Origin of the sequence: Caballeronia sp. LZ008 (assembly GCF_031451435.1) — a bacterium.
Classification (GTDB): domain Bacteria; phylum Pseudomonadota; class Gammaproteobacteria; order Burkholderiales; family Burkholderiaceae; genus Caballeronia; species Caballeronia zhejiangensis.
The window spans coordinates 1,042,479-1,054,887 of the sequence record NZ_JARUXK010000001.1; the positions used below are offsets into that span (position 1 = coordinate 1,042,479).

A 12,409-nucleotide genomic window follows, 5' to 3' on the forward strand; every position below is an offset into this window, starting at 1 on the left:
GTTTAAGGAGGCGCGCGTTCGCCGGACGCATCCGCGAAACGCGTGTCGCATCAACGGGATAGACGCGCGGCCCTCGACTTATCTACACGCTTGTCCACCGAAACTGTGGATAAGCGCGCGAAGGGGCCGCGTCAATCGTCATGACGGCGATGGCCGTGATCGTCGTCGTGGCGGGAGCGGCAAGCCTTGTCGTCGAGACGTTGCGCGACATAGCCCGGCAGATCGGCATCGTCGATCGCGAAGACGAAGAACTGGTTCGGATTATCGATGCCGTCCGGATGGTTCGTGTCCGTCACGGTGCCGACGAAGTCGTTGTCGTTCGCGATGAACAACGTGTGCTTGAGCGCGCCGCCGACGCGCACGTCCGGCCCGAACGCGAGGCTTTCGAGCTTCGCCGGAATGTCGGTCGACGCGATGCCGTGCGCGTTCAGCGCCTTGACGACATCGAGGAACAGCGTCTTCTGCAGCGCGAAAGGCGCGAGGCCGCTCGCGCCGCTCGTCTGGCTCACGTCCTGCGCGCCCGAAATATCGACGTGATACACGCGCTTGACGGCCGCGCTCGAATCGTCGCCGAGGCCCTTGCCGTCGCGCTCGTCGAGCAGAAGCTCGTGGTCGTTCACGGCGACGATATCGCTGATCGTCGGATAGTTCGGTGTGTCGGCCGTGCCCATGTTGGTGAGCGGATAGGCGAACTGCGTCGACTTGCCGGTGCGCAGATCGATGCGCAGGATGCGCGTGTACGCGCCATCGGTGCCGCCGTCCTGCAGCAGCGGACTTTGCATCGCGCCGAAGAGCGCGTCGCCGTCCGGCGAGATCGCGAGGCCTTCCATGCCTTTGTTCGCGACGCGGCCCGACGCGTTCGCGCCGATCTCGTCGCTGCCGACGGGCGAGAGCGCCGTCACCGCGAACGACGCCGGCACCGCGTACGCCGCGATGCGCTCGCCGCTCTGCCGGTCGAAGCGATAGATGTACGGGCCGTATTCGTCGGAGATGAAGACGCTCGCGCCGTCGCGCGCCACGCGGATGCTTTCCGGATCGAAGCGCGCGTCGCGCGGATACGTCGACGGCCGCGTCGGCGCGAAGTTGTCGGAGCGGCCGGTGAAGTAGTGCGTGTGCTTCTTCGCGTTGAACGCGGGCGCGCCGTTGCCGACGTTCGCCGCGGCGCCGTCGCCGTACACGAGCGGCTCGCGCGTATGGAGGAGCGTCGTGTCGACGAGTGTCGGATCGAGCGTGTAGGGCAACGTGCCGCCTTTCGCGCCGGCTTGGAGGCGCAGGATCAGCGTCTGGAAACGGTTGATGTACGACGCGGTGTCGTCGATGGCCTTGTTGTACGAGATCGCGTTCGGGCCGCGATCGGGCACGGCGAGAAACGTGTCGCAGCCGGCATACGCGAGTTCGGAGCCGAGCCCGCCGAGCAGATTGCCCGGCGCGCCGTTTTCGAGCGGCGCGGCCGTCGCCTTCGAGCGATCGACGGCATTGCCGCTCAACTGACCGATCGCGATGAGATCGACGCTCGCCCAAGCGGACGAACCCGCGATGGTCAACGCTAAAAAACCGAACGACAAGGCACATGCACGCGCTAGAACCATGAACGTCTCCTTTCTATGGAATTGCCCGCGCATTATTGCGAGCGGCAAGTGACGTTCGTATGACTAAGGAAGCGATCCTTTACTTTGAGCCATATCCGACCGATGCGAGCGCGCGATTCCGAAACGACAACGCCGGCGCAAGGCCGGCGTCGTGGACGAAAGTGCGCGGCTACTGCTTGATCGTCCCGGTCGATTTGGAGTCACCCGGCTGAGCCGGCGACATCCCTTGCTCGCGCTGCTGCATCAGCGTGCCGCCGCCGGAGGTGCCGGACTGCACGCCGCCTTGCGACGAGTCGCCCGTGCGCGGGGCGGGCATCGGTTCATTCTTGCCCGGCTGCATCTGCTGCTGACGCTGCATCAACTGATCGCGCGACATTTCCTCCGAAAGCGCGCTGGTGCTGGCCAGCGCGAGGAGCGCGCCAGCGATCGCGGTAGTGGTTTTCATATCTGTCTCCTTGAGCCGGCGCCAGGCGCGCCGCTTACAGAACCGTCAGCATCGAACGTGCCGCGTGCGCCGCGATTAGGACTGTCCTTATTTATGTCTTAAGCGACGCTAAATGGCCGATAAACGGATAGGATATTTGACAGGCGATCCAGGGCGCGGGTCTATTACAATTCGCGATCCAAACAATATCGAATTGCCTGTTTCCCGTTCGAAAGTCTGCACGCCACGGAGTACTTCATGTCGATCATCGCACTGAGCGAATTATTGAAATGGCGCGATCAATTGCCCGAGGAGTCGGGCGAGGAAGCGCACATGCTGAACGCATTGATTGCGCGTCGCGAAGCGGAAATGCGCGCGCGTATCGCGGATTCGATCGCGGCAGTCAGTCAGCGCGAAAACTGGAAACTGCAACGCTGCGCGGCGATTGCACGGCGTGTCGAAGAAACGCCGGTTCGTTATTTGGAATCGATTGACGAATTTTTTCAGAATCGAAACGAAGGCGCGCCTCATGTCGAAACGCCAGAGGTTCTGTCAGATTTCTTCGCGGACGATCGGCGCGAAGCCGCACTGACGCACGCGCCGCTGCACAGGCCCGCGACGCAGATCGGCATGCCCGGATTGCCGACGCCTGTCGTCAATCTGCATGGAGTCATGGGTTCGCTCGAGTCGCGCGTCGCTGAGACGCCGGGCATTGCGTGCGGTCTTCAGGGCATCAGGATCATGCGTATGGTCGCCTTGATGTCGAAAGCGCGCTCCGCTCAAATCGCCAGGATGAGGATGAACGGGACGCAAGCGTTTTATCGCCACTCTTGATTTTCGATCGTTGCATTCGGCGCATTCCGATTTTTTCATCGCGTTACATTTTTATCCTCTTTCTCACGGAATCCGCGCACTGCGTCGGCGGCATTTTCTGCATCGTTTGAATCGCCGGACGTCTCGCCTATACTTGATCCGATAGCTTATTCGAGCGAAAGAAAGCAGATTCCGTTCGTCATGCAGAATGGTTGCGCCGGTATTCATTCGAATCGAATAACGCGTGTCGCGGTACCGAATTTAAACCAACCTCAATGCATGACGGCCAGTGCTGAAAAAGACTGGCCAGGGAGCCATCGTGAAAAGCCTGCTGAGCAGAAGAGGGAGCTTGCTCGACAACGCACCATCGTTTCTCGTGCGTCAAAAAGCCAACATTCCACGCGGCTTCACCGCGCCGGAGATCCACGCCGAAGACCTGTCCGAGGGGGAGTCCGTCCCGGTTCAGCTTTCGACGCGCGTCACGCCGCTGCGGCCCGGGGTCGTTCCCGCCACCCAGCAATCCGGCAAGGAAGCCGTGCAGGCCGCGCATCTCGCGGAAGTCGAATGGCTCGTTCAGCAAGGTGCGCTTTCGACGTTTCGCACGTTTCAGAGCTTCGCCTATTCCGCGAGCCTGCTGTTTTATCCGCGCGATCTGATCTATTACGCCGTGCTCCATCATGAGGATGCGGTCTGGCGCGTGCTCAAGGCCGGCGACCTCGGCGCGGCGGAATCGGCGTTCCGTCATTTCGTCGAACAGGCGATGCGGCTTGCCGACGCCGAAATGCGGCGCGCGCATCTCGAAGCGCAGAACGAGCAGATCGAACGTCTCACCGCGGAATCGGACGCCCAGATCGAGCGCGTGCGCGTCGATTTGCAGCGAGGCGGGCGGCACGATCAGGAGGTTGCGCTCAAGCAGCAGGAAATCCGCAAGGAGCTGGCGCAACTCGAAGGACGGCGCGCCGCGGCCCAGGCGCAACTCAACAAGCTGCAGCGCCAGCTTCACCAACTCAACACGGCGGTCAACGAGAACGTGCCGAATCTGCCTGTCGTTCGATGACGCCACATTCAATCGTCCGAAGAAAACTTCCCGATCTCGCGTAGAATCGCCCCTTCGGGCAGCTAGTCGATTCTTTCGGCATACTCCCCACCGAACTTCGCAATGTATGTGCTGAGCCCGCGTCCGGCGCGGGCCAGTTGCTTCATCTCCTCGACGCGCGCGCGACCGGGCACGCGATAGTCATACAGGTATGTCCCGCCGTTGACGAAGCGCACTTTGATGCCGTCGTGCAGGATGTCGAATGCTTCGACGCCCGAATTGCCGGCAATATTTCGATAAGGCTGCATGGTGTCTTCAAACTCGAACGTACGCAAACGATTGCGCGCTCGTAGCAGGCCTAAAGTTTCGTCGGCGGGGACCGTTAAGGATGTCATGGATAAAGACCAATTCCCGTTCCTCGACTCGGACGATCCGCACTTTCAGCACGCTCGCGCGCTGAGCCTCTCGGTCGGTGCGATTCGCCGTGCACAAGGCAAGTGCAGCCCCAACGACTTCCCGGTCGGCTCGCTCGAATGGCACTTCGCCATCGAGGATTTCGCAGGCGATGTCCTGCGCGCGCTGATGGGCGAAACCGAAGGCGTCAACATTCAGGTCGGAGAGCGGCCGCTCGACTGACCGCGCGCCGCGCGTCTTAAACGCCGCCCATCGGCGGCGATTTCCCCTTTGCTATAGCTTCACGCCGCCCGCTTCGGGCGCATCCACTCCGCCGGGCGGGATCGCGCCGCCCGGGCCGACGTCGCTCGTCCGGTCGCTCGACCAGTACGGCTCGCGTCCGTAGTGCTGATGCACGGTGCTCGCCCAGACGCGATCCGCCATCGAAGGCCAGGAATCCTTGTCGAAGCCCGGCGAGTTGCGCACCTGCTCGGCCGTCGCGTCGATCCGGAAGCAGTGGTTGTCCGTATCGAGCGTGAGTGCGCTCCACGGCACGGCGAGCAGTTTGTCGCCGATGCCCAGAAAGCCGCCGCTCGACAGCACCGCATAAGCGATCCGTCCGCTCGTCACGTCGAGCATGATTTCCTTCAGCGATCCGACATCCTGGCCGTCGCTGCTTCTGACCGAATTGCCGTCGAGCGTGCTCGCCGCCATGACATCGGGTCCGGGGCCGGCGGCCGTCGCCGCGCCCTTGCCGACGATCTTCGCGCCCGCGGAAGCCGGTTCCATCGATTGACTCATGATCCGCTCCTTTGACCATCGTGAGACACGTTATGGTGAGCAACGGCCGTACCCATGGCGTGTCATCGCGCTCTGCTAAGCTCGGAATTCGTTCATTCCGTCCGCTGCCCATGATCGCTTTCGAGGAATTGCTGGCCGTCGCCTACAAGAAGGAGCGCATGCAGAGCCGCCGTCTCGCCAAAGGCGCGGCGCTCACCGAGCACGCGGCGCTCGTCAGGACGTTGCAGAAGGCGGCGGGCGAGCAATCCTTGCGAGATTTCGTCGATGCGCGCCGCGCCGAGCAAATCCGAAACGCCGATGCGCTGCGCTCACGCGACGCCCGGCGCGCCGAACGGAGCAGGCCGCGTAGGACCGAGCCCGAAGCGACAGGATGGCGCGGCTGGTTCGACGGCTCCGCGCTGCCGAATCCCGGGCGGCTGGGAATGGGAGGGGTGCTCGTCGGTCCGCTCGGGGAGACGGTCGAGATCAGCATCGCCGCGGGCATCGGCGACAGCAGCGCGGCGGAATATCTCGCGCTGATCGCGCTTCTCGAAGCGGCGCTGCGCGAAGGTGCAGCGGAAGTGGTGATCTACGGCGACAGCCGCGTCGTCATCGACGACGTCAGCGCACCGGAGAACGCCGGCATCCGCTCGCTCGCGCATCACGCCGCGCGCGTGCGCTCGCTCATCGCCCAAATCGGCGATGTGCGTCTGCAGTGGATTCCGCGTGCGCGCAACGCCCGCGCCGATGCGCTGTCGCGTCAGGCGCTCGACGCGGTGCGCGCATCGGTCGAAGCGGCCTGACTTGCGGAATCATTACAAATCGCGGACGTCCGCCGTCGGGGTGTCGCCGAATGCGTCGCTCAGGAGATAATCGACGACCTTGCGCGCCGACGCCTCGGGCGTTGCGAGATGGCCGTCGCGCTTGAGCGCGTCGAAGCGCTCGCGCATCGGGAAGCGTTCGAGCGCGGTGCCGCGGATTTCGGCCTGCATGTCGGTGTCGACGACGCCCGGCGCGACGCTGCAGATGCGCAGCGCGCGATTGCCGTCGAGCGCGACCGCGCGCGCGTGATGATCGAGCGCCGCCTTGGTCGCGCAGTAGATGCTCCAGCCGGGGTAAGCGTTGCGCGCCGCGCCGCTCGAAATATGCACGATGCGCGTGTCGATCGACGGCCCGGCCGCCTGCGCCACCGCCGACGCAAGCATCAGCGGTGCGGCGACGTTCACACTGACCGCGCGCGCGACGTCGGCCGGCTTCTGATCCGCGAGACTGCCGACCGGCGCGAGCAGGCCCGCGTTGTTGACGAGCACCACGCGTTGCGCGCCGGACACGAAGCGGGACAGGGCGTCGCCCGACAGCCATTCGGTGAGCTTCGGGAGATCGGCGAGATCGAACTCGACTTCGTGCAACTGACCGGGATGGCGCGCGGCGAGTTCGTCGTTGCGCTTTCGGGAAATCGCGAGCACTTGCGCGCCTTGCTCGAGCAGCAGCGAAGCGAGCGCGGCGCCGAGTCCGCGGGTGTGGCCGGTGAGGATGACGCGAATCGGTTCGGACATGAGCGTGGTCGGGTTGGCTTAAGTCGTCCGATTCTATCGACAAGCGCGGCGGGGCGCCGGCTACGCCAAAACGCGTCATCCCCGCAACAGGAGCGAGCGGGGAATACGGTCGTTCGTTGGTTCCTGGACACAGATGCGATCGGGCATCTTCTTTTGACTGACAAGCTTCTTCACAAAATTGACAATCGATCTCAAACAAGAATCATCGGAGCCTGCCATGCCGAATCGCCGCAAAGCATCCCGAGCTGCGTCGTCGATCTCCGAGTCCGATCACCTTGCCGCGCGCAACAATCGCTCGCTGACTTGCTGCATCGCGGCTTGCGCGGCCTTCATCGGCTTGCCTGCGGCGTCGTGGGCTCAGAGCTCGGTGCAGCTCTACGGTGAACTCGACGCGGGCATCGCTTATACGAACAACGTCGGCGGCCACTCGCAATATCGCCTGACGAGCGGCACCATCGACGGAAGTTACTGGGGACTGCAAGGCACCGAGGATCTCGGTGGCGGCGCGCGCGCGATCTTCCGGCTCGAGCGCGGCTTGTCCGTCGCGACGGGCGAGGGGCTGAACGATCATCCGATGTATGTCGGCATCGGCACCGATACGCTCGGCACGCTCACCTTCGGCCATCAATACGACTCGATCCACGATTACTTCCAGACCTTCACGCTGACCGGCAACACGGGCGGCACGGCGTTCGCGCATCTGCTCGACAACGACAACGCGAACAATTCGTTCCTCGCGGCGAACTCCGTCAAATACACCAGTGGAAACTATGGCGGCCTGAGTTTCGGCGGTCTCTACGCGTTCTCGAATCAAGCGGGCGGATTTTCGGACAATCGCGCGTACAGCGTCGGGGCCAACTATTCGGCGGGCTCCTTCAACGCGGGCGCCGCCTATCTGCACAACAACGGGCGCGGCAACACGACGAGCGGCGCATACGATTCGCTCGCGCTGCCCGGCCCGGGCAACACGATATTCAACGCCAACGTGCAGCGGCAGAACACGTTCGGCGTCGGCATGAGCTACGAGATCGGCGAATTCACGTTGGGCGGCGCATTTTCCCGCGCGATCAATTCCGGCGTCACCGATGCCGACACCGGCGAGCTGATGCCATCGCTCGCGCTCAACAATTACGAGATCAACGGCATCTACAAGCTGACGCCGGCGATTCAGATCTCCGGAATGTACGTGTACACCAACGGCGGCGGCGCGCACTGGCACGAGGGCGCGCTGCAGGTGGACTATCTGCTCTCCAAGCGCACGGACGTGTATCTGGAGTCGATCTATCAGCGCGCTTCGTCGGGCGCGCCGGCGGTGATCAACACCAACGATCCGTCGAGCGGCCGCAATCAGCTGATGTTGAGCACGGGCATCCGTCATCGTTTCTGACCATTCTGCCGGCGTCGCGCGCGTGCTAATTTTGCGGTTTGTTTTGCGCCGATCCGCAGGTGTCCCATGTCGCTCCAGACTTTCTCGCTGTTCCTGCCCGCGTGCTTCGCCATCAACATGGCCTTCGGGCCGAACAACGTGCTGTCGCTGTCGAACGGCGCGCGCGATGGCGTTCGCGCGTCGGTGCTGGCGTCGTTCGGGCGGATCGTCGCTTTCGCGATCATGATCGCCATCGCCGGGCTCGGGCTCGGCGCGCTTTTGCTCGCATCGCAGACGCTCTTCACGGCGATCAAGTTCGCCGGCGCGGCGTACCTCGTGTGGATCGGCGTGAAGCTGATCCGCTCCGGACCTTCGCTCGTCGTCAAGGAAGAGGGCGCGGCGCGCGGTCCGATGAATCTCGCGCGGCTCATCAAACAGGAATTCTGGGTCGCGGCGGGCAATCCGAAGGCGATCCTCGTATTCACGGCCTTCTTCCCGCAATTCGTCGATCGCAGCGCGTACGCGACGAGCTTCGCCATTCTCGGCGCGACGTTCCTGCTGCTCGAACTGGTGGCGATCTTTATTTACGCCGCGCTGGGCGCGCGCCTTGGCTCGCTTTCGCGCGGCGCGCGCGGTTTCACGTGGTTCAATCGCGTGAGCGGGGCGCTGATGATCGGCTTCGGCGTGATGCTCGCGTTCGTGCGGCGGCCCGCGACCTGATTCAGCGACTTTCGGGATCGAATTAATCGCGCGAATTATTACATTGAGTCATAGTCGATAACCGCGCATTAATTCTCGCGACAAATTACGCCAATCGCAGAATCCGAGAACTTTGCGTTTCGCTTGATTTACCCGCCATGCGAGAAAGCGGCGACGAAACGTCGCGCGCCCGGATTTTGCCGATTACCCGATACTTCCTTGCCTCGCGCGTCGAGGAAAGCGAACGCCGCGCGTGCGCCGCTGATTCAGGATTCGATAGCAATCGAATGTCTCCGATTTGCGATAATCGCGTGTTTGCCGCGGATAATCGCCCAGCTATTCATCTGATCATTTCGCGGACTATTCGCTCGTTTCGTCATTACGTGCAATCGGTATCTCGAAATGCGCCGATTCGCTTACGCCGTTTGAAGGATTTTTTCCGATGCTAACTCACTCGTCCCGCGCCTCGCAGACGCGCTCGTTCACGACCGTCTTTCTGATCGAAATGTGGGAGCGCTTCGGCTATTACGGCATGGCTGCGCTGCTCGTGCTGTTCATGGTCGACAAGATCGGTTTCGCCGATGAGCAGGCCAACCTCACCTGGGGCGCGTTCACCGCGCTCGTGTTTTCGGCGCCGTCGATCGGCGGCTGGATCGGCGACAAGATACTCGGCGCGCGCCGCACCATGACCGCGGGCGCTTTCGTGCTGGCGCTCGGCTATCTGATGCTCGCGCTTCCGGTCGACACGCTCGGCTTCATGTATGCGTCCCTCGGCGTGATCGTCGTCGGCAACGGGCTCTTCAAGTCCAACGCGGCGAATCTCGTGCGCCGCATCTACGAGGGCGATGACGCGCGCATCGATAGCGCGTTCACGATCTATTACATGGCCGTCAATATCGGCTCGACGTTTTCGATGCTCGCGACGCCGTGGATCAAGGATCACTGGGGCTGGCACGCGGCGTTCGCCGTGTGCTGCGGCGGCATGGTGCTCGGCCTGCTGAATTTCGCGGTGATGCGCCGCACGCTCGCGCACATCGGTTCCGCTCCGGACGACCAGCCGATTCGCTGGAAGCACGCGTTCGCGGTGGCGGCGGGGAGCATCGCGCTGGCGGCATCGACCGTATTCATCCTGCAGCACAAGACCGTGGCGGTCGCGTGTGTCTACGCGGCGGGCGTGGCCATTCTGGCGATCTTCGGCTACATGTTGATCAAGTGCGACCGCAGCGAGCGCGCGGGCCTCGTCGCCGCGCTGATCCTCACGTTGCAGGTCATTCTCTTCTTCGTGTTCTACCAGCAGATGTCGACATCGCTCACGCTGTTCGCGCTGCGCAACGTCGATCCGTCGTTCTCGATCGGCAACGCAGAGCTGTTCACGTGGAGCGCGGCGCAGTTTCAGGCGCTCAACCCGATCTGGATCATGCTCCTGAGCCCGATTCTCGCGTTCCTTTACACGCGACAGGCACAGCGCGGCCGCGGCATGTCGGTGGCCTTGAAGTACGCGCTCGGCTTCGTCGTCGTGGCGATCGGATTCTTCGTGTTCGGTCTGAGCGGGCGTTACGCGGTGGATGGGCGGGTGTCGTCGTGGTTCATGGTGGCGGGCTACGGTCTCTATTCGCTCGGCGAACTGCTCGTGTCGGGCCTCGGCCTCGCGATGATCGCGCGCTACGTCCCGGCGCGCATGAGCGGCTTCATGATGGGCGCGTATTTCGTCGCGACGGGCGTGTCGCAGTATCTCGGCAGCGTCGTCGCCAATTTTGCGCGCATGCCGTCCGGCAACCTCGAACCGGTGCAATCGCTGCCGCTCTATACGCATCTCTTTTTCGGGCTCGGCTGGCTGGCCGCGGGCGGCGCGGCGGTCGCGATGGCGCTCCTGCCGGTGCTCGGCAGACTGTCGCGGGCGCATCAGCAGGCGGTGGAGCAGGCCGTCAACGCCGCCGCAAACGAACGCGCGACGCCGGCGGCAACGTTGAGTACAAACAACGTTTGACTTCGGGGAATGCTTCCGTCTATAATTTAATTCTTCAGACGCGGGGTGGAGCAGTCTGGCAGCTCGTCGGGCTCATAACCCGAAGGTCGTAGGTTCAAATCCTACCCCCGCAACCAGTTTCAAAAAGCGAAGAGCCCGGTTCAGCCGGGCTCTTCGCTTTTGTGCGTTCGTTTCTTCTTCGTTCTCAATGGCGCAGGTCCGGCAGCGAAAAAGCGCGACCGCGCATCCGACCGAAAATTTCCTTCCCAAGCACGAAAAGCCTGCATGAGCTTTGTGCTCATGCAGGCTTTGTGCGATCTTGCCAGCTTTAATCGATTGGGGCGCTACGATGATGCGCGAATCCGCGAGCTTTCACGCGACCTGCGCGTGAAACCGCGACCCGATCGATCTCAGGTTGCGATGCCGATCTTGCCTAAGCAGACGAGGGCGCGATGCCCTGCGTCGATCAATAGAACTTCTTCGGCAGTTGCGCGCGACGGATCTGCTTGCGCAGACGAGCGACAGCAGCAGCTTTCTTGCGCTTGCGCTCGGTGGTGGGCTTTTCATAAGCCATGCGCGACTTGAGCTCTTGAATCAGGCCCGTGCGTTCGACGGTACGGCGAAAACGACGCATGGCGACGTCGAAAGGCTCGTTCTCTTTCAACAGTACTTTAGTCATTGAAATCTCGGTTGATCTGGCCCTGCCAGAATTTAGGGCAAAACGCAATTGTACACTTTTTGAGCGTGACCCTGCACGCACTTTGTACGAAAGCATGCATATGCGGACGTTGGAATCACATCGTAGGTCGTTGAATCGAGACGACAATCCCGGAATACCCGCGCTCAGAATCCGCGCGAGCGAGGAGGCCTTCGATCGGGCTCGGCTCGGCGCGCGTCCGGCTGCTCGATCGTCACGTCGGACAGGGCGAGCGCGACGCACGGCAGAATCCAGCGTTCGGCTTTTTCCTCCGCGGTGAGTCCCGGCCATTCCACGCGATACGCGATCTCGCCTTCGACGATCCGGCAGATGCACGCACGGCAGGTGCCGTTGCGGCACGATCGCGGCAGCGACAGATTCGCCCGCAGCGCGGCTTCGAGCAGCGTCTCGCCGCCTTTCACCGCGACGAAGTGTCCGGCAGGCTCGATGACCATCGCGAAGGCGCGCGGCTCGTCGTCATTCACGCCTGTACCTCGACGTTCGCGCGGCCGTTGGTGAGATCGCGCAATTCGGCGGCGGCCGGCTCGCGCGCGATCGCGGCCATCCGCACGACGAGGCGCACGGTCATCCCATATTCGCTTTGCACGAGTTCGGCGTCGTGCTGCTCGATCCATCGGCGCACGCGCGCTTCGTCGGCATAGTCGATGTCGATGCCGATCAGCCCGCGCTCGATGCGCTCGACGCGCTCGGCCAACTGCATCGCGCTTGCGATCGCATCTGTGTAGGCGCGCACGAGGCCGCCCGCGCCGAGCTTGATGCCGCCGTAATAGCGCACGACCGCGGCCAGCACGCCATCGACTTCGTGATGCCGCAGCACTTCGAGAATCGGCCGTCCGGCGGTGCCGGAAGGCTCGCCGTCGTCGGACATGCCCGACTGGCCGCCCGCGAGCAGCGCCCAGCAGACATGCGTCGCGCCCGGATGCTCGGCGCGCAGACGCTCGAGCTCGCGCATGGCTTCGTCGCGATCCGCGACGGGTATCGCGAGCGCGATGAAGCGGCTCTTGCGGATGTCGATTTCAGCGCTGACGGAAGCGGCGAGAGTGTACGTTGGCAAAGCGGAAAACGCGCG

General features: G+C 63.1%; 15 protein-coding genes and 1 tRNA gene. 8 read left to right on the forward strand and 8 right to left on the reverse strand.

Going from position 1 to position 12,409, the window contains the following annotated elements; translation table 11 throughout:
* Positions 1 to 131: 131 nt before the first annotated feature.
* Both QCE49_RS04890 and QCE49_RS04895 read right to left on the reverse strand, forming a co-directional pair.
* A complete protein-coding gene (locus QCE49_RS04890; RefSeq protein ID WP_250456441.1) occupies positions 132 to 1,589 on the reverse strand; it encodes an esterase-like activity of phytase family protein in 1,458 nt (485 codons plus the stop codon).
* Between the two features lie 169 nt (positions 1,590 to 1,758).
* A complete protein-coding gene (locus tag QCE49_RS04895; RefSeq protein ID WP_008350405.1) occupies positions 1,759 to 2,034 on the reverse strand; it encodes a hypothetical protein in 276 nt (91 codons plus the stop codon).
* A gap of 237 nt (positions 2,035 to 2,271) precedes the next feature.
* Here QCE49_RS04895 and QCE49_RS04900 point away from each other — a divergent pair, with 237 nt between their 5' ends.
* Together QCE49_RS04900 and QCE49_RS04905 are read left to right on the forward strand one after the other, a co-directional pair.
* The gene (locus QCE49_RS04900; protein WP_008350403.1) at positions 2,272 to 2,847 is read left to right on the forward strand and encodes a hypothetical protein; all 576 of its coding nucleotides are present in this window, start codon (positions 2,272 to 2,274) and stop codon (positions 2,845 to 2,847) included.
* Positions 2,848 to 3,175: 328 nt separating this feature from the next.
* Entirely contained in the window at positions 3,176 to 3,883 is a 708-nt protein-coding gene (locus QCE49_RS04905) for a DUF2968 domain-containing protein (RefSeq protein ID WP_250456440.1), read from the forward strand.
* A gap of 62 nt (positions 3,884 to 3,945) precedes the next feature.
* On the opposite strand, the gene QCE49_RS04910 is transcribed toward QCE49_RS04905, so the two are convergent.
* A complete protein-coding gene (locus QCE49_RS04910) occupies positions 3,946 to 4,257 on the reverse strand; it encodes a hypothetical protein (protein ID WP_372492530.1) in 312 nt (103 codons plus the stop codon).
* On the opposite strand from QCE49_RS04910, the gene QCE49_RS04915 reads away from it, so the two are divergent.
* Complete coding sequence (locus tag QCE49_RS04915) at positions 4,256 to 4,498, forward strand: hypothetical protein (RefSeq protein ID WP_008350396.1); 243 nt, start codon at positions 4,256 to 4,258, stop codon at positions 4,496 to 4,498. The two genes, QCE49_RS04910 and QCE49_RS04915, sit on opposite strands and share 2 nt — an antisense overlap.
* A gap of 51 nt (positions 4,499 to 4,549) precedes the next feature.
* On the opposite strand, the gene QCE49_RS04920 is transcribed toward QCE49_RS04915, so the two are convergent.
* Positions 4,550 to 5,056, reverse strand: coding sequence for a PRC-barrel domain-containing protein (locus QCE49_RS04920; protein ID WP_008350394.1), 507 nt, complete (start codon positions 5,054 to 5,056; stop codon positions 4,550 to 4,552).
* Positions 5,057 to 5,166: 110 nt separating this feature from the next.
* On the opposite strand from QCE49_RS04920, the gene QCE49_RS04925 reads away from it, so the two are divergent.
* Positions 5,167 to 5,838 carry a ribonuclease HI family protein gene (locus tag QCE49_RS04925; RefSeq protein ID WP_250456439.1) on the forward strand — a complete coding sequence of 224 codons (672 nt, stop codon included), beginning with the start codon at positions 5,167 to 5,169 and terminating at the stop codon, positions 5,836 to 5,838.
* Between the two features lie 12 nt (positions 5,839 to 5,850).
* Here the strand turns inward: QCE49_RS04925 and QCE49_RS04930 are convergent, their stop codons facing one another.
* Complete coding sequence (locus QCE49_RS04930) at positions 5,851 to 6,591, reverse strand: SDR family oxidoreductase (protein ID WP_250456438.1); 741 nt, start codon at positions 6,589 to 6,591, stop codon at positions 5,851 to 5,853.
* A 217-nt stretch (positions 6,592 to 6,808) separates the two neighbouring features.
* On the opposite strand from QCE49_RS04930, the gene QCE49_RS04935 reads away from it, so the two are divergent.
* The 4 genes from QCE49_RS04935 (at position 6,809) to QCE49_RS04950 (ending at position 10,759) form a co-directional block, all read left to right on the forward strand.
* Positions 6,809 to 7,978, forward strand: a complete 1,170-nt coding sequence (locus QCE49_RS04935) for a porin (RefSeq protein WP_244807919.1) — start codon at positions 6,809 to 6,811, stop codon at positions 7,976 to 7,978.
* 66 nt (positions 7,979 to 8,044) lie between these two features.
* Entirely contained in the window at positions 8,045 to 8,677 is a 633-nt protein-coding gene (locus QCE49_RS04940; protein WP_008350388.1) for a LysE family translocator, read from the forward strand.
* A 421-nt stretch (positions 8,678 to 9,098) separates the two neighbouring features.
* A complete protein-coding gene (locus QCE49_RS04945) occupies positions 9,099 to 10,643 on the forward strand; it encodes a peptide MFS transporter (protein ID WP_008350387.1) in 1,545 nt (514 codons plus the stop codon).
* Between the two features lie 39 nt (positions 10,644 to 10,682).
* Positions 10,683 to 10,759: transfer RNA gene (locus QCE49_RS04950), tRNA-Met, on the forward strand.
* 329 nt (positions 10,760 to 11,088) lie between these two features.
* On the opposite strand, the gene rpsU is transcribed toward QCE49_RS04950, so the two are convergent.
* The 3 genes from rpsU to QCE49_RS04965 form a co-directional block, all read right to left on the reverse strand.
* Positions 11,089 to 11,301 (reverse strand): 30S ribosomal protein S21, encoded by a 213-nt coding sequence (gene rpsU / locus QCE49_RS04955; protein ID WP_006999077.1) that lies wholly within the window; start codon positions 11,299 to 11,301, stop codon positions 11,089 to 11,091.
* 164 nt (positions 11,302 to 11,465) lie between these two features.
* Positions 11,466 to 11,774: a 2Fe-2S iron-sulfur cluster-binding protein gene (locus tag QCE49_RS04960; protein WP_033537218.1), complete on the reverse strand. Its 309-nt coding sequence runs from the start codon at positions 11,772 to 11,774 to the stop codon at positions 11,466 to 11,468.
* Between the two features lie 26 nt (positions 11,775 to 11,800).
* Positions 11,801 to 12,394, reverse strand: coding sequence for a YigZ family protein (locus QCE49_RS04965; protein WP_008350379.1), 594 nt, complete (start codon positions 12,392 to 12,394; stop codon positions 11,801 to 11,803).
* Between the last annotated feature and the right edge of the window lie 15 nt (positions 12,395 to 12,409).